This is a genomic window from Methanolobus chelungpuianus, assembly GCF_024500045.1.
In the GTDB taxonomy this organism is placed as follows: domain Archaea; phylum Halobacteriota; class Methanosarcinia; order Methanosarcinales; family Methanosarcinaceae; genus Methanolobus; species Methanolobus chelungpuianus.
This window is the reverse complement of record NZ_JTEO01000004.1, coordinates 311,316-333,463: the sequence shown is the minus strand read 5'-3', so window position 1 is coordinate 333,463 and position 22,148 is coordinate 311,316. Positions and strand designations below refer to the sequence as shown.

Here is a 22,148-nt window from a genome sequence, read left to right as displayed (position 1 = left end):
ACTCCTGTTCAGCGTTTTTTAGTAACGTACCTGTTAGCCGGGATAGTGACAATGTCACGCGGGATGGAGTGCTTGTTCATTACAAGGTAATTCCTTATCTCCTCGAATTCCGGCCTGTAGGCATCCGCAAGCATCCTTGCGTACTCGACACCATCCCATGTCAGCACATATTCATAACTCTGCCGGAACCTGCCACCCTTCTCATAGTACCTCAGGTCCTCGTCCACTATGCCCATGGCAACGAGTATCTGTATATCCTCGAAGAGCCTGTCGCTGTAAGGGAAGCCGTACTTCTCATGGAAAGAATAGTCAAAGAGGTTCCTAAGTCTTGTAGACCCACGCAGTTGTCTTATGGTACGATACAGCCAGGTGATGTGCCTCAGCCTCGGAATGGATAAAAAACCATCCTCCTTGTCTTCAAAAAGGCTGTGCACGCCATAAAAGAGCAGCATCACACCTTCTATCGGAAGATATTGTTCCGTGCGTATGAAGTGAAGGAGCTTTGGGGAAAGATCGTCGACCGCCTCCCGCAGCCTCAGGGAGACTGCCTCGTTGTCCATCTCCGTGACAACAGATGGATGGGCAAATGCCGTGAGGGAAAGCTGCCTTGAAATCGCACGCACAAGGCCGTTGGCAAGAGCCGACTCATCATAGAAGAAAGCGTCCTCTTTTCCCAGGGAGATACGCATGCTCTTGGGAATACCGGAGGCAACGCTCAGGTCCACAAGCACGTCCCCGAGCTTCCGGGAAAGAAGGCTCTCCAGTTTCTTCGTAGCCACCCCATGGCGCGCAATCGTGGACAGGGCCATCCTGACGGAAGGAGGAATGGTCTTCTGGCTGAGCCTTGCAACAGGTGCATAGATGTTGCCGTCGCGGATATCAGCAAGCAGATGGAGGGACTTCTCTGATGCATGCGACCTTATGAAGTCCAGAAGGTCAGTGTCATTATAGGTCTTGAAAAAGAGTACGACCTCCTCCCTGGCTTTTTCCAGACCTGCTTTTTTCTCATAGCTCCCGAGGGCGTCCTCAAGCGCGTACAGGAGCATGACCCGGGATGCCTGGGTCTTTGGATTGTGGATAATGGCAGTATAGTGGTGAGCCCTGGATATCAGCAGGGACTCTGCCGCCGTGAGTGCCATGTCCTCCCCATAGCCCGAGCCGTCAGGACTGCCCAGAACGATGTTTTCGTTCCTTATAACAAGGCTGCGCACTATCTGGTCCACGTCGATCATTCCGAAGGAAACACCTGTATGGTAGGAATCGCGCAGCATGAAGTCTATACGGTCGGCATCCACATCGTCTGCTATAACCTGCGCAAGATACGGCTTCTTAAGGGAGGTATCACCTGTGGCTATCTTCGCTATCTCCCCGAAGAACTCATGCGGGTCTGAACCGAATTCCTTTTCCACATATCTTGCAATGAAAGTGTCCTCCGGCAGGCTGCGGGAAATAATATCTCTTGTGAAGGCCTCGTGCTTGACGAGCCTGTTGCCATTGATGTCAGGCTGCAGGGATGGATTCCTTTTCAAGACCCCTTCCACTACATGAGAAAAGGCTGAGTGACCTACGTCATGCAGGAGTCCCGCCGCCCTGACCATGCGGATCTCATCGGGCTCCAGGCCCAGGGAGGTGCCGATGACAGAAGCCATATGCATAGTGCCGATACTGTGCTCGAAACGGGTGTGATTGGCACCCGGATAGACAGTGTCCACAAGCCCCAGCTGCTGTATGTTCCTTAGCCTCTGCACATGCCTTGTATTGACAAGCATCTGCTCGAACTCGTCAAGGATGATGGTCTTGTGCACAGGGTCATGGATAAGCAGGGACTTTTGCATATAAGATAATATCTAATGTTAGAATATATAAACATAGGAAAAAGGAATGCAATAATATAGCTACTAAGCTTTATATAAGTGTATTTTTTATCTACTGAAAGACATAAGTTTATAATGACAAACAATGGCAGGAGTACAAGCTGCCACTGAAAGGAGAAAATTGCGTATGTCCTTGAAGAGGAATGAGATTAAGAAGTGGCTGGCGTACCAGATACGGGGAAAGGATATCAAATGAGGGAGTGGAATGGCAACTACGATCTATGAATACAGTATAAATGACCGGGCCCTGCTTTTGGGAGGCATGAGCTCCCTTATTTTCGGGATCCTGCTCATCACATGGACCGGAGTTACTTTGACTGTGATCGCACTGCTTCTAGGGCTCTGGTGGCTGATCCAGGGATTGTTCCTGATACTCAACGTCTTTATCGACAGAAAGCGCCGAATTTGGAAACTGCTCAGCGGCATCATCGGAGTACTTGCGGGTATCCTTGTGCTGCAGCATCCGTTACAGAGTGCCCTGATATTGCCCGGGACCCTTGTATTCGTACTTGGTATTATGGGAATGGCCACAGGCATCACATCACTGCTGGCCGGGGTCACCGGCGAAGGATGGGGGATTGGGGCTTTCGGCATTATCAGTATTATCATAGGCGCGGCCCTGGCCACGAATATAATTGCAGGTGCCCGGATGTTTTTATGGGTCATAGCCGGCCTGCTCCTCGTGGAAGGCATGATTGCAATATATATAGCCTTAAGTAAAAGGTCCACAGGTCATTAATCATGAGAGATATAAGCACAGGTACATTCACGATGCCGGCAAGGCTCTTGTTCACCGTTACTGCTGCAGTGCTCCTGACAATAGGCATCAGCGAACTTGCATCAATTCTGATACCAATACTGTTCTCACTGTTCGCAACACTCATACTTGCCCCTTTGATCCACAAGCTCCAGAAAAAAGGGATACATCCCGTGGTCAGTGTCGCACTTGTAATCCTGCTTTTCCTGCTCATGGTCATAGCTATCGGCCTGCTTGTCGTCAGTGCCATATTGCAGTTCAATCAGCTCATCCCCACCTACCAGAGCCGGCTGATAGAGACCCTCAACAGCCTCAGTATATACCTGCCCTCCGTGGAGAATATCTCCCTTGGGACCATTGCCCGCGATATTGCACTGTTCCTGCTGGGCTCTCTGGCATCAATACTTACAGGAACCGTGAATGCAGCCACAACCGTGGGCCTTATAATCATCACAACGGCATTCCTGCTGATCGATGCCGTGGGAGTCTCAAAGAAGGTCCAGAGGGAAGTGGAAGAACACTTTGTCCTTGCGGCCAACATCAAGAACCTTGGGCGGCAGGTGGTGGATTACATGGTGATACGCACCGAGACGAACCTTGTGATGGGGATCGGGACAGCGGTCATCCTGCTGATAGCCGGTGTTGATTTTGCCATCCTGTGGGGCTTTCTGGCATTCGTGCTGGGCTATATACCATACATCGGACTCCTGCTTGCCGTCATCCCTCCCGCCATCCTTGCGCTGCTGCAGTACGGCCCGCTGGGAGCACTGGCTATCATTGCAGCCATATTGATAATCAATGCCCTCTCGGAAAATGTGTTGTTTCCCTCGCTTGCAGGCAAGGGCCTGGAACTGTCGCCATCCGTTGTGTTCCTGTCCCTGGTCTATTGGGGATACGTGCTGGGACCTGCGGGAGCACTCCTGAGCACTCCGCTTACGATGGTTGTAAGGACAATCCTGGGGAGCTTCGAGGAGACACACTGGCTGGCAGAGCTGATGGGAGAAACAAAGCTCAGAAAGATCCCTGATGAAGCTGAGGCAGTCTGATGCACAGATAACGGTAAACCTTTACATTTTTATCCCATATAGGTCCTTTATCCGGTAGATATCATGAGGACAATAGACTGGAACGATGCATCAGATTCTATCGTAATGATAGACCAGACCCTCCTTCCTGTGGAATATAAGGTCATCGAATGCAATACCCTTAGCTCCCTCTGCGAAGCCATCAGATCCCTGCGCATAAGAGGGGCGCCGGCACTTGGTGCAGCAGGAGCTTTCGGGATAGCGCTTGCAGCAAGCCTGAGCAGCGCGGGCAATATGGATGACCTGATGAGGGACCTTAATGTGGCGGCAAATACCATCAAAGCCACGCGCCCGACAGCTGTGAACCTTGCCTGGGGAGTCGACAGGGTGATTGATGCAACAGCGGATGCATACGATGTGGAAGGCATCAGGGATATCGTCCTGTCCGAGGCCAGGAGAATAGCAGACGAGGACGTGGCCACAAATAAAATGATAGGCAAACACGGAGCAAAACTGCTGAAGGACGGCGATACGGTCATGACCTACTGCAATGCCGGGAGGATGGCCTGCGTGGACTGGGGAACTGCCCTTGGGGTAGTGCGCTCGGCAGTCGGGTCCGGGAAGAGGATCAACGTCATAGCATGTGAGACCCGCCCCCTGAACCAGGGAAGCCGGATAACGGCATGGGAACTCATGCAGGACAAGATACCTGTGACCCTTATCACTGACTCCATGGCCGGCCATGTGATGAGAAAAGGAATGGTGGACAAGATAATAGTAGGAGCTGACAGGATCACAGGAGATGCAGTCTTCAACAAGATAGGGACATACACATTGTCCGTGCTTGCAAAAGAGCACGAGATACCTTTCTACATTGCAGCACCGGTCTCTACATTTGACTTTGAGGGCTGGGAAGAGACAGTGACCATCGAGCTGCGGGATGAGGACGAGCTCAGGTTCTGCAGGGGTGTGCAGACCGCGCCCATGGATGTGAAGGTGTACAATCCTGCATTTGACGCGACACCCATGGAGAATATCAGCGGCATCATTACGGAGAAGGGCGTGTTCTATCCTCCGTTCCTGCTGGATGAGGTGCTTATGTAGGGCACAATCTTTTAAATCATTAAATGCATCACTAACAGCAAATAACTAATAGCAAGATATAATATAATAATCGATATATCATTTAACAAAGGCAGACGGAGATAATAATGACTAAAAAGAAATCAAGCGGCAGCGGGCTGATGTCATCGGCCGGCCTCATGCGCTATTACGAGGCTGACAAGAGAGCAATACACATCAATCCAAAAACAGTTGTTGCCACAGGCGTGGTAATAGGCCTGGCAATACTCATACTGGATGCCAGCTTTGGGATATGGCCGCTTCCCTGATCTCTCAGGGAACAATTCCTTTTCTTGCCACATCCGGTCCTTTCAGTTGTTCGTGTTCTGTGTTTTTATTCTTCTGCTGACAGAAGCCTGTAAAAAAGACCTACTTTACCTGACCGGATCGCATGTCCTTGATCATGGCAGCTATCTTTCTGGACAATGCGGTCTTGGGCGCACTATCATCAATCAGTATCCTGCCCTTTGATTCCCACCATGACCTCGGATAGGCCTTATCTTCTTCGATCTCCGGGTTCATCCCAAGCTTCTGGGCTGCAAGGCCAATCTCCTGCAGAGTGGGTTCATTCACGGAAGACTTCCTTGATATGATGCGCCCCTTACTCCGGGACTTGTTCTTATCTATATAGGCAGGCCAGATGACCAGTTTTCCCTTATCCTTCATCAACATGGGACATACATTGGAACTCATTAAATTTAAATTTGCCCTGACCCATTTCAGGAAAACGATAAAGTTTAAGTATTGTAAAAGCCGCTTTAGGCCGATGACAGATAATCCTGCACATATCACGATCGAGAAAGAAGTAGAGGAATTCATAAAAAAATCCGGCAGGGATTTCAGGCTGTGTACGACATGCGGCGGTCCTGCCATATATCCTGTAGAGTATACAGATCCGAAGGACTCTGATATCGTGATAAAAATGGGGAGCAGCACCCTTTACGTATCCAGGGTGCAGGCAAGGTACCTGAGACAGATAGAAATGAGGATGATAGAGAAATATCTCCGATCACTTAAGTGAGTCGGCATTCCTGCACATCATTCCTGCAGATGTCACCGGCAGCATCCACATGCTGCTACATTCCCCTCAGTCCTCGTCAAGGGACTCGTTTATCCTGCGAAGCACCTCAGCTATCAGCAACTGCACTTCTGTTGCGTGCTCCTCAGGAATCTCACTCCCTTCCGTTGCCATGAGGTTTTTGATGTCCCTGACTATCTGATGGATCAGTTCAAGCATTTCCTCCTGGCTTATCAGACCTGCATAATATGCGTAGAAGAAAGTTGTTCCGCTTTTCTGGACCTTTTTCTTGAATGTGGCGCGGGCATTGGATACCTCCTGGCGGGTATATGTTTCCTCCATGAAAGGAACCAGCTCAGGGAGCTTCTCACCGATCCATGTCATTTCGGACTGGTTGGACAGGTTCTTGAAATCTGCACACAGGCGGGCAGTAACCCACTCCCTTGCAGTGAGGTGTGTGGTCTTTTTGAGGAAGCGGGTCACATCTGAATAACTCTTGCTATCCATTTTCTTGAATTTCTGATACTTGTTCACCTTCAGACTCCTTAAACCGGATATATGCGGATATCTCATGAACAGGACTGCTCCCCGGTTAACAGTATTGCAGCCAGTATATTACAAGAATTACAAACCTAAATATTTAATATTTGCGCGACATATCCCCTTGTAATGAGAATCTTGATCCCCACAGACGGCTCAGCATATGCGGAGAACGCTGCAAAGGTCGCAGCCAGGATCGCGATGAAACACGAGTACCAGTTCATAGTGCTCCACGTGGTGCCGGATAAAGGAGTCTCAAGGAAGACATGGCGCAAGCAGGGAGCTGAGAATGCGCTTCAGTCCATCAAGGACACGCTTGTAAGGATGGGGTGCCGGGAGGAATTCATCGAGACCCTCATCATGGATGGCAGTGCTCCCGAAAAGATAGTTGAGGTGGCGAAGGAGCGCAACGTTGACAGAATAGTGATGGGAACTCAGGGAAAGAGCGGCATCAAGAAATTTGTGGGTACTGTGACCGAAAAGGTATTGCAGTTATCTGATGTGCTGGTGCTTGTTGTCCCACCTAATTATAGTATAATAACAGAGCCCTAGGGTATGCGGACCGCATTAAGGATCGTCCCTTTACCTTTAACAACGTCTTCCATTGAGAATACCTCCATATTAAAGATGCCTCTGTAACCTGTCAGTTCGCTGAGGACCCTGTAGTCTATTATCCCGTCCCCGGGTGCCAGGTGCTCGTCGCCGTCGTACTGTTCAAGCCAGATGCCCCTGTTGTCATGCACGTGCACGTGCACCACATGACGGGCTATCTTTCCTGCAAACTCACGCAGTCTCATCATGTTGCCACCACAGGTCAGGTTGGCGTGCCCTATATCGAAGGTGATTCCCAGGTTGTCGGAGTTGACCTCCTCTACTGCCCTGATAAGCTCTTCAGCTTCAATGCAAAGATTTCCCTGATCGGTACCTTCCTTGTTCTCAAGGCCCAGTATCACGCTGTGCTCCTCTGCATCCTGTGCGAGTATCCCGAGATTGCGGACCATGGCCCCGAAGGCCTTTTCCCGATCACCGTTCACCCTGCCCGGATGCAGTACCACTGCGCGTGAGCCAAACTCTCCGGCCATCTCTATGGATTCCCGGATAAGCCGAAAAGCTGAAGAGTCCATATTTGCAGTATCAACCAGCACATCCTGCGGATACGTGAGTGAGGTTGCGAAATACGGAGCATGCAGGGAGGTGTACAGGTCTACTGTGGACAGCTCATCAATTATCCCGGCAAGAAGATCCTTCCTGAGCAGCGAATCAGTATAGATTCCCATTTTAGGGATATAGAGCTCAACGGATTCCACTTCTGAAGCTATCTGTGAAAAACTGCCTGCAAAGGAGGAGGCACCGAGTATCATACCCTAAAGACATGACTGGAATATAATATACTTTTGGCCGCTCAAACCAAAATACTTATCTAAATTCAGGCTTACCAGCAAGCAATGAAACTTTACGTACCGCACGTCGGACATATGCAGGGACTGCAGGATCTTCTGGAAGGTCCTGAGGACATCTACGCAGTCTATATGGCCGGAACACCCGATTATGTAGGGACGGGAAGGACGAACCTCAGCGCGCCGGGCCTTGAGGATATACGCGAGCAGACAGAGTACGCGCATGACAAGGGCGTGAAGATGGAGGTCGTTCTCAACAGCTCATGCATGGGCGGGCAGCACCTTACGCCGCAGGGCTTCAATAAGGTCAGCTGGTATTTCGGCCAGCTCAGCAAGATCGGTATTGATTCTATCACTGTGGCAGAACCGTACTTCGTAGAAATGCTCTCAAGGGAATATGATATGGAAGTGGTCGTTTCAGTGCTTTCATTCGTGGACTCTCCCCAGAAGGCTGAGTTCTATGAGGAGCTGGGCGCAGATACCATTGTCATAGATCCCGCCATCAACAGGGATTTCAGAAAACTTGAAGCTATTAAAGAGTCTGTGTCCTGCGGACTGAAACTGCTAGTGAACGAGGGATGTCTCTACCAGTGTCCTTTCAGGTATGCCCATTTCAATTTCTTCTCCCATGCCAACGGACCCGGACCGAAACTGAACGTGCTTGACGATTATTATTACTACAAATGCCTCTCCCTCAGGATCAACGACCCCCAGCAGCTTATCAAATCTCCATGGATAAGGCCGGAAGACCTGAAAGAATACGAGCACATCACGGACACCTTTAAGATAGGAGGCAGGACGCATTTCCCCAACTGGATACTCAACAACGTCAGGGCATATACAGGGAGGCACTATGACGGTAATCTGATGGACCTTCTTGATTGTCCCAAGGACATAAGGGACCTGTTCTATATACCGAACACAGAGCTGGAAGGTGCCATCTCCCAGTGGAAGCGTTGTGACAAAGTGTGCATCAGATGCGGATACTGCAGGAAACTTGCAGAGAAAGTGGTAAAGGTATATTCCGCAGGCAACACGCCGGAAGAACTGCAGCCATTGCATAAGAAGGGAAACATATGACAATAGCGGACAAATTATCAAAGAGTCGCGGGCAACTTGAGAACAGACTGCGGAACATTCTTGCCAAACCCGTATTCCTTATAGAAGCGGATATCTTTTCACTTCCCTGCGGATGCTGCGGCATTACTCTGAACACAAGAGGACTGCAGGTCGATGACCTTGAGATATTCGAAGAGCATATCACAGGCTATTTCAAAACGGCATCCCAGGACCTTGAAGTTGAGCCAGCGTTCCTTTTTGCAAGGCTTGTGCCGGGCACTGCCGAAATAGCATCCCTCAATTCCCGTCTGCTCTGCGGCAGGTGCTATATGGACTTTGCCCGAAGCAGCGGAAAAATGCCGAGACCGGATATATATATACTTAACTTTGACCGCAGGGAATGAATCCAATCTGATGCACCAATGTAAAACATCACGCCATAATTATATTTTACTTATGCCTTTTTCATACTTTTATGGCGGAGAATAGAGGCTTTTTATGGGAAGTCATTCGAAAGGTTTAATAAGTATTTAATATAATGCAAACCACCTGACGTTAGTTTACGCCATATCAATTATGATAAGAGACATAACAAGATTAGTTGTGTTTCTGGTGAGATTTACTCTATAGAATGATAAAAAGGAGGAAATGTGAATGGAACCGCTCACAAGTATGGGCGTAATGGCACTGATAGGAGCCGCGGCAACTATTGCCGGTGCCTCTGAGGACCTTGAATCTGACGTAGGATCCCAGAGTAACCCGAACTCCCAGGTGCAATTAGCGCCCCAGATGATGTATCCACACAGGATCTACAACAAAGCTATTTCTGGTGAACCACCATCGAACGCACTCATGTGTGCAATTGGTGGAACTACTGCTTCCGTCCTGATGAGTACTGGTGCGTCTGTCATCCTGGCACTGGCCGTAGGAGCCATTGTCGCGGCAGCCGTGCATGGTACTTACTCAGTTACAGGTTATTTTGGCAGATGTGCAAGTCAAAAACGTTTCAAACAACCAATCTATCTTGATATAATAAGATCACACACACCCGTCATCATGGGATATGCATTCATTACCACATTCTGTATACTTGTTGTGTCATATCTGATGACAGCCGTTATGGGACACCCGTTCTCACTTCCACTGCTGGCATTCATCTGGGGAATCACTGTCGGTTCGATAGGATCTTCCACAGGAGACGTCCACTATGGTGCAGAGCGTGAATTCCAGAACGTGGAGTTCGGATCAGGTCTGAACGCTGCAAACTCCGGTAAGATCGTGAGGAAAGCAGAGTCTGGTATCAGGAATGGTATCGACAACTCCTGGTTCTGTGCCAAGTTCGGAGGACCTGCAACAGGAATTGCCTTCGGTATGGTAGTCTTCCTCAGCGGATGGATAACTGTCGTATTCGACCCCTCCATCAATGAATCCCTGGGATGGGAATCCATCATAGCAGGTGTCGTCATTGTACTGCTGCTCGTTATATGGAACAGGAAGATCGAAGTGGCTGCCCGTGGTGCATTCGGAGCTTACAAGAAAGATGAAGAAGCAGAGGTGGCAGCTTGATCGATGTAGTTGGAATTATTACAGCAGATTTTCTTAATATAATTTTGATAACCCTCGGTGGTATACTTATTTCAATGGGTGTCCACTTGATACCTGTAGGTGGAGCCCCAGCAGCTATGGCGCAGGCAACCGGTGTAGGTACAGGTACAGTCCAGCTTGCTGCCGGAGCAGGCCTTACGGGGCTTGTGACTGCAGGATTCATGATGAACGTCACTGACAGCATGGCACTCATCCTTGCATCCGGCACAGTCGGTGCTATGATAATGATATCCGTCACAATGCTTGTCGGACAGTGGATCTACGTCTACGGCGTAGGTTGTCCTGCGGCATCCGCAAAGGTCAAGTACGACCCGATAACCAAGGACAGGCAGGATCTCTACGTATCACAGGGTACGGAGGGTCACGGCATACCCACTGCATCCTTCATCAGCGGTGTTATCGGCGCAGCACTTGGCGGACTCGGCGGATCCCTGATATATTACGCCCTGCTCAGCATTGAAAACGGGCTGCCCGAGGCGGATTTCGTCGGAATAGCAAGCATTTTCGCAATTGGTCTTTTCTTCGTTAATGCGGTCATCCCCTCATACAACATAGGAGGAACCATCGAAGGATTCCACGACCCGAAATTCAAGAGATTCCCGAAAGCTGTTATCGCATCCTTTGTTGCAACATTCCTGGCTGCGATCATGGGTGTAGTAGCTATTGGAGGTATGTAAGATGTCAGTAGGCGGAGGAGGCGGAGGAGCCCACGCGGCAATTCCCCAGAACAACTTGATAGCCTTCGGAGTAATAGGCGGCCTTATAGGAATATACGCAGCTTACTTCCTGACTGACATTATAGGACCATCCATGTCATTCCTGGGAGCCCTTGGTGCCCTATGCGGTATCGTGTGGGGCGCTGCAGCAGTCAGAAGGGTTGCAAATTACGGCCTTGGTACCGGCGTACCTTCCATCGGTATGCTTGCACTTGGTATAGGCATAATAGCAGCAACATTCGGTCTTGCAGTCGGTGGAATAGCCGGTCCTGTAATTGCAGTTATTTTCGCATCCCTGATAGGGCTTGTAGTAGGCATCCTTGCAAACAAGGTGCTCAATATGGGCATACCCATAATGGTGCAGTCAATGACAGAGATCGCGGCAGCTGGTGCCATTACCATTATCGGCCTCAGCACTTCCATGATCGGTACGTTCATGTTCTTTGACGAGGTAGTCAATGGCGTGGTCGTTGCACAGGGAGTAGCCACCGGAGTCATGACAACAGGATACATAGCAGTTATTTTCATTGCAGGCGGACTTGCAATTCTGCACCCGTACAATGCAAACCTCGGACCTGATGAAAAACAGGACCGCACACTTGCATGTGCTTTCGAGAAGGGTGCGATAGCAATGATCACTGCAGGAATAGTCGCCACCATTACACCATTTGCATCAGGCTCACTTACAATCCTCATAGGAGTTGCCATATGGTACATATCCTTCAGCGGGTTCTACAAGCGTGTTAAGAGAGATGCATACAGGGTAACAGGTACAGGGCTTCTGCCATCCAAGGAGGAACTGGAATGAGCATGGTTCACGTTGCCCCAGAGGCACACCTCGTACTGGATCCACTCACATCTTTGCTTGCTGCAGAGAGAGAGGATATCATAGCATATTCAATGGATCCCATCATGGCACAGCTTGATGAACTGGATAAGATCGCAGAAGACCTGATAAACTCCCTTTCACCAGACAGGGAATTGCTCAACTCATTCCCGGGACGTGAGAACACATCCATGCAGGCAGGGTTCTATGGGAACGCCTTCTACGGTATTGTAGTTGGGCTGGGAGTTGCAGGACTGTTGCTTCTTGTGATGAGCGCACTTGGAGGCATATAAAATGGTTACAAAAAGAGAGGCAGCCCCTGACTGGCCAATACTCAAGGGAGAGTATGATGTCGGCAACATAAAGAACTGTGTCGCTGTCATCACCTGCGGTTCCCACCTTGCATCCGGACCTCAGCTGGAAGCCGGTGCGGCCATCACAGGTCCCTGTAAGACAGAGAACCTGGGTATTGAGAAGGTCGTTGCACACATCATCTCAAACCCCAACATCAGGTACCTGATAGTGACAGGTGCAGAGGTAAAAGGGCACATCACCGGACAGGCATTCCTGTCCCTGCACCGCAATGGTATAAAGGACAACAGGATAGTCGGTGCAACCGGCGCTATCCCCTACATTGAGAACCTCACCGATGCAGCTATCAAGAGATTCCAGGAACAGGTAGAGGCTATAGACTTTATTGGTACGGAGGATATGAATGCCATCGTTGCCAAGATCAAGGAATACGCTGCAAAGGACCCCGGAGCCTTTGATGCCGACCCGCTGGTGATCGAAGTCGGTGGAGACAAAGAGGAAGAAGGTGCAGAGGCTGGTGGACTTAAGCCAATGGCTGCCGAGCTGGCAACCATAAGGAACAGGATACTGGACATCGACAGGGAAATGATGTACATAGGTAACCTGAACAAGTTCCACTCCGGTGTACACGCAGGCAAGGTGGAAGGGATCATGATAGGTCTTGCCATCACCCTGACACTGCTTGGAATGTTGTTGTTCGGGAGGTAATTGACATGGCAGAAGAAGAATATGGAAAAGGAGTACCGACGGTCATTAATCCACAGATGGGACCCATCGAGTCCGTCATAGAGGACATCCGCTACAGAGCTCAGCTGATAGCCAGGAACCAGAAACTGGATTCAGGAGTATCTGCAACAGGTGTGTCTGGATTCATAGCCGGTTTTGTCTTCATACTGTTCATAGTAGTCATACTTCCGATGTTTATCTGGCAGGTGATGATATGAGCAATGCAAGTGATAAGGTACCAAGCGTTGTAGTCGATCCTGCAGATTTCAGTGCTGTGCTCGACAGGCTCAACAAGATCGATGAGAAGGTAGAGTTCGTAAACAGTGAGATCTCACAGCGTATCGGTAAGAAAGTAGGCAGAGACATAGGCATATTGTACGGAGCAGTAGCCGGGATACTCATATTCCTGGTATATGTTCTGTTCATAGCACCGTACCTGGCAAGCCTAGGGATAAGGATCTAAAACAAGAGGTTATTCATATGTTCAGATTTGACAAGAAACAAGAAGTATTCGAGGTCGGAGGCGTCAAGTTCGGTGGACAGCCCGGCGAATATCCAACTGTGCTTGTAGGAACAATGTTCTACAACAGGCACAAGATCGTGACTGATGAAGACAAGGGTGTTTTCGACAAGGCTGCAGCAGACAAGCTCTGGCAGAACATTGTCGACATGGGAGAGGTCACAGGTAACCCATACGTCAACCAGATCGTGGGTGAGACACCAGAAGCTATCAAGAAGTACATCGACTGGTTCGTCGAGCTTGACGACAAGACACCATTCCTGATAGACTCCTCAGCAGGCGAGGTACGTGCAGCTGCAGCAGAGTATGTGACCGAGATTGGTGTAGCCAAGAGGGCCATCTACAACTCCATCAATGCCAGTGTCCACGCAGACGAGATCACAGCCATCGCAGACAGTGACATCAACTGTTCCATCGTCCTTGCATTCAATGCAACAGACCCCAGCGTAAAAGGAAAGCTTGAGATCCTCGAGACCGGCGGTACCGGACAGAGCAAGGGTATGCTTGAGATCGCAAGGGAATGCGGTATCACAAAGCCCCTTATCGACGTCGCTGCAACCCCTCTGGGAGCAGGTGCAGGCGCATCCATGAGATCCGTAGTAGCCATCAAGGGCCACCTCGGCCTGCCTGTAGGCGGTGGATACCACAACATGGCATCCGCATGGGACTGGATGAAGAACTACAAGAAGAAATTCGAGACAAAGGAAGAGAAGCAGGCAATCTACATGCCTTCAGATATCGGAACAAACCTTGTGCCACAGGTGCTCGGTTCAAACTTCCAGCTGTTCGGACCTATAGAGAACACCGACAAGGTATTCCCTGCAACAGCAATGGTCGATATCATGCTGGCTGAGACTGCAAAGGAACTTGGCCTCGAGGTCAAGGACCCGAACCACCCCATCTTCAAGCTGGTTTAAACCACCAGCTTTTTCCTTTTGTATTTTCTTTTTTGAGATCCTCTTTTCATCAAGGCTGATTCTTTTTCATAATACCCTCTAAGACAGGGATTTGCACGGATGACACAGATTCAGGAAAGAGTGAGTTTAGAAATCCTCTGCCACATAAAACCCGTGTTAAATCTGTATAATATGTGTCCGGACATGGGCCAAGAAAAGAAAGGCAATTAAACCAGCAGGTAATATTCCCACCCATGACCGATGTGATGCTGCTCTGGGACAGCCCCCTGCTTTTTGAGAAACTGTTCGCCGAACATGGCATAAAATGCCAGAGAATTACTGCAGAGACCATTGGCACCCCTTTCCTGCCTCCATGTAAATGCCTGGTGGTCCCCACGGGCTTTGCAAACCCGGCCTATACGAAAGTGCTGGGAGGGCTCAGGCGAAGCAAGAAACAGATAGAGAGGTTCGTAGAGAAGGGCGGGATCGTGCTTGCATTCGGACCAATGGTGGAAGGACATGATTTTGACTGGCTTCCCATGGAACTGAAATACGTGCAGAAGCAGATGTCTGCAGATATCTGCAAGGCTAAGGATGAGTCACAATGCATAGTGGATAAGCTGGAAGGGGTGGAGTTCGATGGTTACTTGAAGAATGCAGAGGGGGATGTGCTGCTCACGGACAAGAAAGGCAGGGCTCTCATGGTAAGCAAAAAAACAGGTGACGGAATGATCATTGTAACAACCATACACGAATTCCCTTCAGGGGATTTCCTGAAGTGGGTGCTGCAGAAAGCAAAAAGCACGAGGCTCTGAGCCAAATGGGAAGAATGGCCTCACTTCTTCCCGAACTTGGAACGCAGTTTCTCAACCTCGTCCGCCGCATCCGGCAGTCTGAGGACAAAGAGCCCGAAGCAGGGCTTGATATACTGGAAGAACAGATCATTTCCTTTTGTGCCAATAGGGATATTGTCTCCCTTAAGGATAACTCCGCGTATGGTATAGCCGCCTCCTACATGGTATACCTCGTCAGAGTTTTCCCTGATAAGTGCTTCACACTGGGCGGGCGTGCCCCCTTTCAGGAGGATCTCGTAAGGCAGGTCGCTTATACAGGCCATTGGTCACTTTCCCTTTTACCTTTGACAATACTATACAATAACTAGGCCGGAAACCTTTATACCACTTTCCACTATCCTGCCTACGATCTTGCCCCCGGTCATGGAAGCAGCCTTCTGTGCCTGTTCAGGAGGCAGTATAATGACAAAGCCCATTCCCATATTGAATGTCCTGTACATTTCCAGGTCATCGACATTGCCTTCTTTCTGCAGGAACTTGAAAATGTCATGAGGCTCCAGAGGATCGTGGAAATCAAATCCAAGGCCGGTCACACGCCTGAGTTTCAGAAGCCCGCTGCCCGTTATGTGAGCAAGCCCGTGGACGTCGCACTCCTTTATGACATCAAGGATCTCCATATAGATGCGCGTGGGTATCAGCAGTTCGTCCCCCAGGGTCGTTGACGGGTTATAAGGGAAAGGATCATGGTATGAATACGAAGAGTTCTCGACGATCTTCCTGACAAGGGTGTACCCATTGCTGTGGACGCCTGCGCTGGGTATGCCTACAATGGCATCTCCCAGGCGGACCTTTTCACCGGTAATGATGTTCTCCTTCCTGACCATTCCCAGGCATGTGCCCGCAAGGTCAAAGCCGTTGATTATATCCGGCAGGGTGGCTGTTTCACCGCCTGCGATGGACATGCGGGAGAACTCTGCTCCTTTCCTGAGGCCTTCACCTATCTGGGATGCAAAATCCTCGTCATGCTCTTCGAGGGCAAGATAGTCCACAAAAGATATGGGCTCAGCACCTATTGCCAGCAGGTCGTTGACATTCATTGCTATGCAGTCGATGCCCACCGTGTTCCAGCGCTTCATCTCGTTGGCTATGAGAACCTTGGAGCCGACCCCGTCGGTGGCAAGTGCCAGTGCATATTCCCCGAAGTCTATAAGACCTGCATAGTGACCTATATCGGTCAGTGGCGCACCGAGTCCCGTACGCTTATAGGTCATGCCCTTAGTGAGGGCCTTGATGGTCTTCTCTTCCTCTTCGATGTCTACTCCTGACTCTGCATAGGTTAGATGTTTATCACTCATTGTTGATCCCTGCATTGGCGGTCCAGTTCGAATTCCCTGTGTAGGACCCTTACAGCCTCAATAGCATCATCCGAGCTGACAGCAAAAGATATGTTGTGCTGGGAAGAGCCCTGGCTGATCATGATAATATTGATGCCTGCCTTTCCAAGAGCATTGAAGACCTTGCCCGCAACACCCGGAATGCCGTCCATGCCTGCGCCTACCACTGCAACTACGCAGACATCCCGGTCATATGCCACATCTCCGACAACATTGTTGCTGAACTCGCGCCTTATGGCCGCTACCGCTCTCTCTAGATGGTCCTCATTAACGATCAGGGTCATGTTGGCCTCAGAGGAACCCTGGCTGATCATTATAATATTAACGCCCTCGCTGGCCAGTGAGGAAAAGACCCTTGCTGCAGTGCCTATGGTGCCCATCATGCCGGCACCTGATATATTGATCAGGGCGACCTTCTTGATCAGGGTCACGGCTTTTACTACGTCTTCCTTCTGCTTCTGCTCGGCAACGATAAGAGTGCCTTCGAACTCAGGATCGAAGGTGTTCTTCACACGTACGGGGATCCTGTGCGTGATAGCAGGCTCTATTGTGCGTGGGTGGAGCACCTTGGCCCCGAAATATGAGAGCTCCATTGCCTCTATATATGATATGAGCGGGATGGACTGGGCCTCCGGGACTATCTTGGGGTCGGTGGTCATTATCCCGTCGACCTCCTTCCAGAGCCATATCTCGTCAGCGTTCACTGCGGCGCCCAGAATGGATGCCGAGAAGTCGGAACCGCTGCGCCCCAAGGTAGTGATTATCTGCTGCTTGTTCTGCGCAATGAAACCCGTGACCACTGGTATGGAGTCCTCAAGCAGGGGGCACAGCTTTTCCTTTATCTGGGAATAGCTCTGTTCGAGGGGCTTTGCATCGCCGTAATTGGAATCAGTGACAATGCCCGCCTCACCGCCGGTCAACGAGACCGAGTTTATTCCCACGGAGCGTATGGAGCCGCTTACAATGGGAGCTGCAAGGCGTTCACCATAGGATGAGATGTAATCAATGGAGCGTGGCGTGAGCTCGCCCAGGTAGCATATGCCGATGAGGGCCTTCTCGAGTTCGTCCAGCCGACAGTCCACCGCTGCGATACACTGGTCCCGTAGAGTCTCGCCGTCCATGGCCACATTTATGGCATCGTAATGTTTCTTTGTTATATCGGCTATGAATTCTTTGACCTGGGTGACCTTTCCGTTTACAGAGACCTCATTTGCCGTGTTGAGCAGGCCATCCGTGACACCGCTAAGAGCCGAGGTTACTGCTATAACTTCGTTACCGCCCTGATGATACCTCTTCAGGAGTTCTGCGACGTGACGGATCTTCTCGCCGTTTGCAACCGACGTACCGCCGAATTTCATTACGATTCTCATAGTTCAACCACGTGTTTTGATCAATACCGCTTTTCGCAGTATAAAGATACGGACTGATATAAAGATTATGAGTAGCAAAAGACGGTAAAGAACCATTAAGAACCTTGGGGTCAATATAACAGGAAGAATGACATCAGAGGACCCGATTTTGCATAGCCGCAATACAGCATTATCATCCTGTGACCCCGGAAGGGAGAAAAGCAGAAGGATATTTCTGGTGATCGCTCTTGCCGTAGTGCTATGGTCCGTATTCCTGTCTCTGTACGATCCTGTGCAGATAGTGAAGATGCTGGGAGTCCGCAATGCTTACATTTTCGTGTTCTTGCTCGCGATGATTGGCGGAGTGTCCCTGTTCACTACCACCCTGTTCTATACCTCGCTGATAGCAATATCCTTTAGCGGGGTCGATCCGGTCTGGCTTTCCCTGTCTGCAAGTACGGGCCTTCTCTCAGGGGATCTTGTAATATACCATCTGTCAAGAACGGGGAGCCAGTGCATTCCTGAAAGATACGGGAGCATCGTAGCCCGTCTGAGGAGGCGGACAGAGAAGTACAGCGATGGGAAAATGATCATACTGATCTTCTTCTACTCCATGACGCCACTCCCCAGTGATGCCATCTCGATAGTGCTCGGGATATCCTCCTTCCCGATAAGGAAAATGGTCCTTCCGTTGATCCTTGGCAAATCCATGCTTATACTGGTCCTCATGGAGCTTGCGATGCTTGGATACAGTTATTTCTGACACCGGGCCTCAGGATGCATATCAGGAGCCTTTCCCATAGGCCAGGTGCATGCAGGTACACCGGACACGACAGCAAAGTAAACATACTTAAGAGAACGTTAATAAGTAATTCCCATTTACTGGAGTCTTAACTGAGGTCAAAACATGAAATATGTAGTACTTATCGGAGACGGCATGGCTGATGAACCCCTTGAGGAACTGAGCGGAAAGACAGTCCTCCAGAAAGCCAACACACCAAACATGGATTATATAGTAAGGAACGGGCGTGCAGGGCTGGCCCGGACAGTGCCTGAAGGACTGCATCCCGGCAGTGATGTTGCCAATATGTCCATCATAGGCTACGATCCGAGAAAATACTACTCCGGCAGGGCACCCCTGGAAGCCGCAAGCATGGGTATCAAAGTTGAAGGAGATGACGTGGCCTTCAGGTGCAATCTCATTACAATAAAGGACGGCCTCATAGCAGATTACAGTTCGGGACATATCACAAACGCCGAGGCAAAGGAGCTTATCGAGGCCGTTGACAAAGAGCTTGGCAGCGAAGCCTTCAGTTTCTATCCCGGGATCAGCTATCGTCACCTGCTGGTGAGCAAGGGTGCGCTTGGAGCTGAGACACTATGTACACCCCCGCATGATGTCATAGACCAGGACAGGCTTCTTCACATGCCAAAGGGAAAGGACAATGAGGTCATGAGCAGGCTCATCGAGGCATCCATGCCGGTACTGGAGAAGCATCCGGTCAATGAGAAGAGGATAAGGGAAGGCAAAAACCCCGGGAACTCCATCTGGCTCTGGGGCCAGGGATTCGCACCGGCATTCCCTCTTTTCAGCGAGCTCTACGGGCTCAGGGGAGCCATAATATCGGCTGTGGACCTTGTGAACGGAATAGGCATATATGCAGGGCTCGACGTGATACAGGTCCCGGGAGCCACAGGCTATCTCGATACCAATTACAAGGGTAAGGGCGAGTACGCAATGAAGGCCCTGGATGACCATGACTTCGTGTTTGTGCATGTGGAGGCGCCGGACGAGGCAGGCCATATGGGTAATATGAAAGCCAAGATACAGGCTATAGAGGATTTTGATGAGAAGGTTGTAGGCACGGTCCTGAAAGCGGCCCTGGATTATCCGGAGGATGTAACTATAATGGTGCTGCCGGACCATCCGACACCTGTTGCCCTGAGAACGCACACATCGGCCCCGATACCCTTTGCAGTCTTCTCCACGGCAGAGAAACAGCCGGATGCTGCACAGGCATTTGATGAGGAGTCGGTAAAGAACGGATCTTTCGGCACAGTATATGCAGCAGACCTGATAGGAATGCTGATCAGATCCGGTCAGCAAACCTGATATAAAAAAGAGAGGGTGAGCCTGCTCCTTTATATTATTCCGGAATTCAGATACTATAGGCTCTGTCTTTGATCAAGTATAAATAAGACCACTCTATAATAGAGATGATGGAAGCTGAGAGTGAAGGCTTCCGCATTAAGACAGGTACCAGGAATAAGGAGTGGACACAATGAGATTTGGACTTACAAAGTGGAGCCCTTCTGCAGTTGACAGGATGGACCCGTTCGAGGAAATGAGAAGCATGCAGGATCGCCTGAACCAGCTCTTCGGTGAAAGCGAGACTGGCGGCGGATGGATGGACATAGATACATTCCGCCCTCTTGCCGATATCAAGGAAAAGGAGAATAACATTATTGTCACTACCGACCTTCCGGGAATCGATAAGAAAGATGTAAATATAGATATCAAGGGTAACAGGCTCTGGATCAGTGCCAATACCCAGAGGGAAAGTGAGGAAGAGAAGGAAGGATACCTCATGAAGGAACGCTCCTTCAAGAGATTTGCACGTTCCTTCAGCCTGCCTGCTTCAGTGACGGAGCAGGGTTCAACTGCGAAGATGGAAGACGGCGTGCTTACCATCACGCTCCCGAAAGCGGAAGAGGAAGAGAAGCACAGGATCATGATAGAATAAGCATCCTGCATTCCGGAAAGCAAGTTTGTTCTTTACCGGATGTTCACTTAAAAGTGGACATATCACTTTCATTTTTTGATCTTGTAAAAATGAGTTATTAACGCGGCATCAGTCAGAGTTATCATCATCCTTTGCTCAGTGGGGGTAACTATCATCATCGCCGCGAGTCCCTTTTATACGATACTATTATTTATTCCTACTCCTGTTTAATCTGCTGAGGAATAGCCCTTGAAGATGGAAGCCTTTACTGTTGAGAACGTACCGCTTATCAGGGCGGGAGATGACATCGCCGCCATCATCTGTGAGAATGCGCAGCTCATGGACAATGATATTATCATTATTGCTTCAACAATAGTCGCAAAAGCCGAAGGCAGGATGTTCAGGCTCGAGGACATAGTACCCGGTGACGAGGCCGGGAGGATAGCACATGAACACCAGACGGACCCCCGCTTTGTACAGGCTGTGCTTGACAGGAGCCGCGACGTGCTGGTCGAGTGGCCCATATTCCTTGTTGAGACAAAGCACGGCCATGTCTGCATAAAGGCAGGTATCGATGCATCCAATGTTGACAGCGGATTCCTTGCAGACCTCCCGGAAGACCCCGACCTGAGTGCTGCAAACATCGGGAAGAGGATGGAGGAGATAACAGGCAGGAAGATCAGTGTCATCATAACCGATACCAACGGCAGGGCATTCAAGATAGGGCAGACAGGCGTTGCAGTGGGCCTTTACCGCATCCACCCCATCAGGAACTGGAAAGGGAAGAAAGACCTTTTCGGTAACATACTGCAGATAACGGAAGAATCGATCGCGGACGAGATCGCGGGCGCAGCTAACCTTCTCATGGGAGAAGGGGATGGTGGCTATCCTGTGGTCGTCCTCAGAGGACTTGAAATGCGCTCTGATGACCCGGCCTCCGTAAAAGAGATGTACAGGGAGAGCGGGCAGGATATTATCAGGAAAGGGCTGCGCAGCCTGAATCATCCCTAAAGGGGGATGCTTACAACTTCCACACCTGCTTCCGCAAAGAAGCCGAGCGCATCCGTATCCGGATAAGGCTGGATGTAGACAACCCTTTTAATATTTGCATTAATGATCATCTTCGCACACAATATACAGGGCTGGTGTGTGCAGTAAAGTGTTGCCGAATCAGTGCTCACTCCATGGAGGGCAGCCTGCAGTATGGCGTTCTGCTCGGCGTGCACTGCCCTGCACTTCTCATGGCGGGTACCTGATGCGATATTGTTCTGTTCCCGTATGCATCCGATATCAAGGCAATGTTCCATGTTGCGCGGCGCACCGTTGTAACCTGTGGACAATATTCTCTTGTCCCTGGCAATAACAGCACCAACCCTGTTCCTCAGGCAGGTGGAACGCTTGGCAACCACTGTAGCGATCTCAAGGAAATACTCGTCAATGCTTGGTCTGTCTGTCATTCGTTCAAAAGAAAACGACAAGTAGTATATATAAGTTG

General features: G+C 50.0%; 29 protein-coding genes. 21 read left to right on the top strand and 8 right to left on the bottom strand.

The features are described 5' to 3' along the window. Positions 1-8: 8 nt before the first annotated feature. Complete coding sequence (locus PV02_RS06175) at positions 9-1,835, bottom strand: HD domain-containing protein (protein ID WP_256622506.1); 1,827 nt, start codon at positions 1,833-1,835, stop codon at positions 9-11. Positions 1,836-2,079: 244 nt separating this feature from the next. Here PV02_RS06175 and PV02_RS06170 point away from each other — a divergent pair, with 244 nt between their 5' ends. The 4 genes from PV02_RS06170 (at position 2,080) to PV02_RS06155 (ending at position 5,047) form a co-directional block, all read left to right on the top strand. Next, positions 2,080-2,613: a DUF308 domain-containing protein gene (locus tag PV02_RS06170; protein ID WP_256622505.1), complete on the top strand. Its 534-nt coding sequence runs from the start codon at positions 2,080-2,082 to the stop codon at positions 2,611-2,613. 2 nt (positions 2,614-2,615) lie between these two features. Further along, entirely contained in the window at positions 2,616-3,677 is a 1,062-nt protein-coding gene (locus tag PV02_RS06165) for an AI-2E family transporter (RefSeq protein WP_256622504.1), read from the top strand. A 63-nt stretch (positions 3,678-3,740) separates the two neighbouring features. After that, entirely contained in the window at positions 3,741-4,760 is a 1,020-nt protein-coding gene (locus tag PV02_RS06160) for an S-methyl-5-thioribose-1-phosphate isomerase (RefSeq protein ID WP_256622503.1), read from the top strand. A 107-nt stretch (positions 4,761-4,867) separates the two neighbouring features. After that, positions 4,868-5,047: a preprotein translocase subunit Sec61beta gene (locus tag PV02_RS06155; protein ID WP_256622502.1), complete on the top strand. Its 180-nt coding sequence runs from the start codon at positions 4,868-4,870 to the stop codon at positions 5,045-5,047. A 100-nt stretch (positions 5,048-5,147) separates the two neighbouring features. Here the strand turns inward: PV02_RS06155 and PV02_RS06150 are convergent, their stop codons facing one another. After that, positions 5,148-5,444: a signal recognition particle protein Srp19 gene (locus tag PV02_RS06150; protein WP_256623067.1), complete on the bottom strand. Its 297-nt coding sequence runs from the start codon at positions 5,442-5,444 to the stop codon at positions 5,148-5,150. A 100-nt stretch (positions 5,445-5,544) separates the two neighbouring features. Between PV02_RS06150 and PV02_RS06145 the strand changes: the two genes are divergently transcribed. Then, complete coding sequence (locus PV02_RS06145) at positions 5,545-5,799, top strand: hypothetical protein (protein ID WP_256622501.1); 255 nt, start codon at positions 5,545-5,547, stop codon at positions 5,797-5,799. A gap of 66 nt (positions 5,800-5,865) precedes the next feature. Here PV02_RS06145 and PV02_RS06140 read toward each other — a convergent pair whose 3' ends face one another. Beyond that, complete coding sequence (locus PV02_RS06140; protein WP_256622500.1) at positions 5,866-6,303, bottom strand: DUF5806 family protein; 438 nt, start codon at positions 6,301-6,303, stop codon at positions 5,866-5,868. A 162-nt stretch (positions 6,304-6,465) separates the two neighbouring features. Between PV02_RS06140 and PV02_RS06135 the strand changes: the two genes are divergently transcribed. Beyond that, complete coding sequence (locus PV02_RS06135) at positions 6,466-6,888, top strand: universal stress protein (protein WP_256622499.1); 423 nt, start codon at positions 6,466-6,468, stop codon at positions 6,886-6,888. On the opposite strand, the gene PV02_RS06130 is transcribed toward PV02_RS06135, so the two are convergent. After that, entirely contained in the window at positions 6,885-7,697 is an 813-nt protein-coding gene (locus PV02_RS06130) for a sugar phosphate isomerase/epimerase family protein (RefSeq protein WP_256622498.1), read from the bottom strand. The two genes, PV02_RS06135 and PV02_RS06130, sit on opposite strands and share 4 nt — an antisense overlap. Before the next feature lie 84 nt (positions 7,698-7,781). On the opposite strand from PV02_RS06130, the gene PV02_RS06125 reads away from it, so the two are divergent. From PV02_RS06125 to PV02_RS06075, 11 genes are all read left to right on the top strand, one after another. After that, positions 7,782-8,813, top strand: coding sequence for a peptidase U32 family protein (locus PV02_RS06125; RefSeq protein ID WP_256622497.1), 1,032 nt, complete (start codon positions 7,782-7,784; stop codon positions 8,811-8,813). Then, positions 8,810-9,196 carry a DUF5402 family protein gene (locus PV02_RS06120; RefSeq protein ID WP_256622496.1) on the top strand — a complete coding sequence of 129 codons (387 nt, stop codon included), beginning with the start codon at positions 8,810-8,812 and terminating at the stop codon, positions 9,194-9,196. The genes PV02_RS06125 and PV02_RS06120 overlap by 4 nt, the downstream gene beginning before the upstream one ends. Positions 9,197-9,446: 250 nt before the next feature. After that, a complete protein-coding gene (gene mtrE, locus PV02_RS06115) occupies positions 9,447-10,358 on the top strand; it encodes a tetrahydromethanopterin S-methyltransferase subunit E (protein ID WP_256622495.1) in 912 nt (303 codons plus the stop codon). A 14-nt stretch (positions 10,359-10,372) separates the two neighbouring features. Beyond that, entirely contained in the window at positions 10,373-11,074 is a 702-nt protein-coding gene (gene mtrD, locus PV02_RS06110) for a tetrahydromethanopterin S-methyltransferase subunit D (protein WP_256623066.1), read from the top strand. 1 nt (position 11,075) lies between these two features. Continuing rightward, positions 11,076-11,921 (top strand): tetrahydromethanopterin S-methyltransferase subunit MtrC, encoded by an 846-nt coding sequence (gene mtrC, locus PV02_RS06105; protein WP_256622494.1) that lies wholly within the window; start codon positions 11,076-11,078, stop codon positions 11,919-11,921. Continuing rightward, positions 11,918-12,232 carry a tetrahydromethanopterin S-methyltransferase subunit B gene (locus PV02_RS06100; protein ID WP_256622493.1) on the top strand — a complete coding sequence of 105 codons (315 nt, stop codon included), beginning with the start codon at positions 11,918-11,920 and terminating at the stop codon, positions 12,230-12,232. The genes mtrC and PV02_RS06100 overlap by 4 nt, the downstream gene beginning before the upstream one ends. A 1-nt stretch (position 12,233) precedes the next feature. Next, the gene (mtrA, locus tag PV02_RS06095) at positions 12,234-12,959 is read left to right on the top strand and encodes a tetrahydromethanopterin S-methyltransferase subunit A (RefSeq protein ID WP_256622492.1); all 726 of its coding nucleotides are present in this window, start codon (positions 12,234-12,236) and stop codon (positions 12,957-12,959) included. A 5-nt stretch (positions 12,960-12,964) separates the two neighbouring features. Then, positions 12,965-13,195: a tetrahydromethanopterin S-methyltransferase subunit F gene (locus PV02_RS06090; protein WP_256622491.1), complete on the top strand. Its 231-nt coding sequence runs from the start codon at positions 12,965-12,967 to the stop codon at positions 13,193-13,195. After that, positions 13,192-13,440: a tetrahydromethanopterin S-methyltransferase subunit MtrG gene (mtrG, locus tag PV02_RS06085; protein WP_256622490.1), complete on the top strand. Its 249-nt coding sequence runs from the start codon at positions 13,192-13,194 to the stop codon at positions 13,438-13,440. Before PV02_RS06090 ends, mtrG begins: the two co-directional genes overlap by 4 nt. Positions 13,441-13,457: 17 nt before the next feature. Beyond that, on the top strand, positions 13,458-14,414 hold the full coding sequence (mtrH, locus tag PV02_RS06080) for a tetrahydromethanopterin S-methyltransferase subunit H (RefSeq protein ID WP_256622489.1): 957 nt from the start codon (positions 13,458-13,460) through the stop codon (positions 14,412-14,414). Positions 14,415-14,647: 233 nt separating this feature from the next. Continuing rightward, entirely contained in the window at positions 14,648-15,208 is a 561-nt protein-coding gene (locus tag PV02_RS06075; RefSeq protein ID WP_256622488.1) for a hypothetical protein, read from the top strand. Between the two features lie 20 nt (positions 15,209-15,228). On the opposite strand, the gene PV02_RS06070 is transcribed toward PV02_RS06075, so the two are convergent. From PV02_RS06070 to PV02_RS06060, 3 genes are read right to left on the bottom strand one after another with little or no spacing between them, the layout of a single operon-like run. Beyond that, entirely contained in the window at positions 15,229-15,510 is a 282-nt protein-coding gene (locus tag PV02_RS06070; RefSeq protein ID WP_256622487.1) for a DUF1894 domain-containing protein, read from the bottom strand. A gap of 30 nt (positions 15,511-15,540) precedes the next feature. Further along, complete coding sequence (gene purM / locus PV02_RS06065) at positions 15,541-16,542, bottom strand: phosphoribosylformylglycinamidine cyclo-ligase (RefSeq protein WP_256622486.1); 1,002 nt, start codon at positions 16,540-16,542, stop codon at positions 15,541-15,543. Continuing rightward, positions 16,539-17,951 (bottom strand): aspartate kinase, encoded by a 1,413-nt coding sequence (locus PV02_RS06060; protein ID WP_256622485.1) that lies wholly within the window; start codon positions 17,949-17,951, stop codon positions 16,539-16,541. The genes purM and PV02_RS06060 overlap by 4 nt, the downstream gene beginning before the upstream one ends. 127 nt (positions 17,952-18,078) lie before the next feature. On the opposite strand from PV02_RS06060, the gene PV02_RS06055 reads away from it, so the two are divergent. The 4 genes from PV02_RS06055 (at position 18,079) to PV02_RS06040 (ending at position 21,664) form a co-directional block, all read left to right on the top strand. Continuing rightward, on the top strand, positions 18,079-18,693 hold the full coding sequence (locus tag PV02_RS06055) for a VTT domain-containing protein (RefSeq protein WP_256622484.1): 615 nt from the start codon (positions 18,079-18,081) through the stop codon (positions 18,691-18,693). Positions 18,694-18,837: 144 nt separating this feature from the next. Continuing rightward, positions 18,838-20,043, top strand: coding sequence for a cofactor-independent phosphoglycerate mutase (locus tag PV02_RS06050; protein WP_256622483.1), 1,206 nt, complete (start codon positions 18,838-18,840; stop codon positions 20,041-20,043). 169 nt (positions 20,044-20,212) lie between these two features. Continuing rightward, complete coding sequence (locus tag PV02_RS06045; RefSeq protein WP_256622482.1) at positions 20,213-20,674, top strand: Hsp20/alpha crystallin family protein; 462 nt, start codon at positions 20,213-20,215, stop codon at positions 20,672-20,674. 228 nt (positions 20,675-20,902) lie between these two features. Next, positions 20,903-21,664: a coenzyme F420-0:L-glutamate ligase gene (locus tag PV02_RS06040; RefSeq protein WP_256622481.1), complete on the top strand. Its 762-nt coding sequence runs from the start codon at positions 20,903-20,905 to the stop codon at positions 21,662-21,664. Here PV02_RS06040 and PV02_RS06035 read toward each other — a convergent pair. After that, positions 21,661-22,110, bottom strand: a complete 450-nt coding sequence (locus tag PV02_RS06035) for a deoxycytidylate deaminase (protein ID WP_256622480.1) — start codon at positions 22,108-22,110, stop codon at positions 21,661-21,663. The two genes, PV02_RS06040 and PV02_RS06035, sit on opposite strands and share 4 nt — an antisense overlap. Between the last annotated feature and the right edge of the window lie 38 nt (positions 22,111-22,148).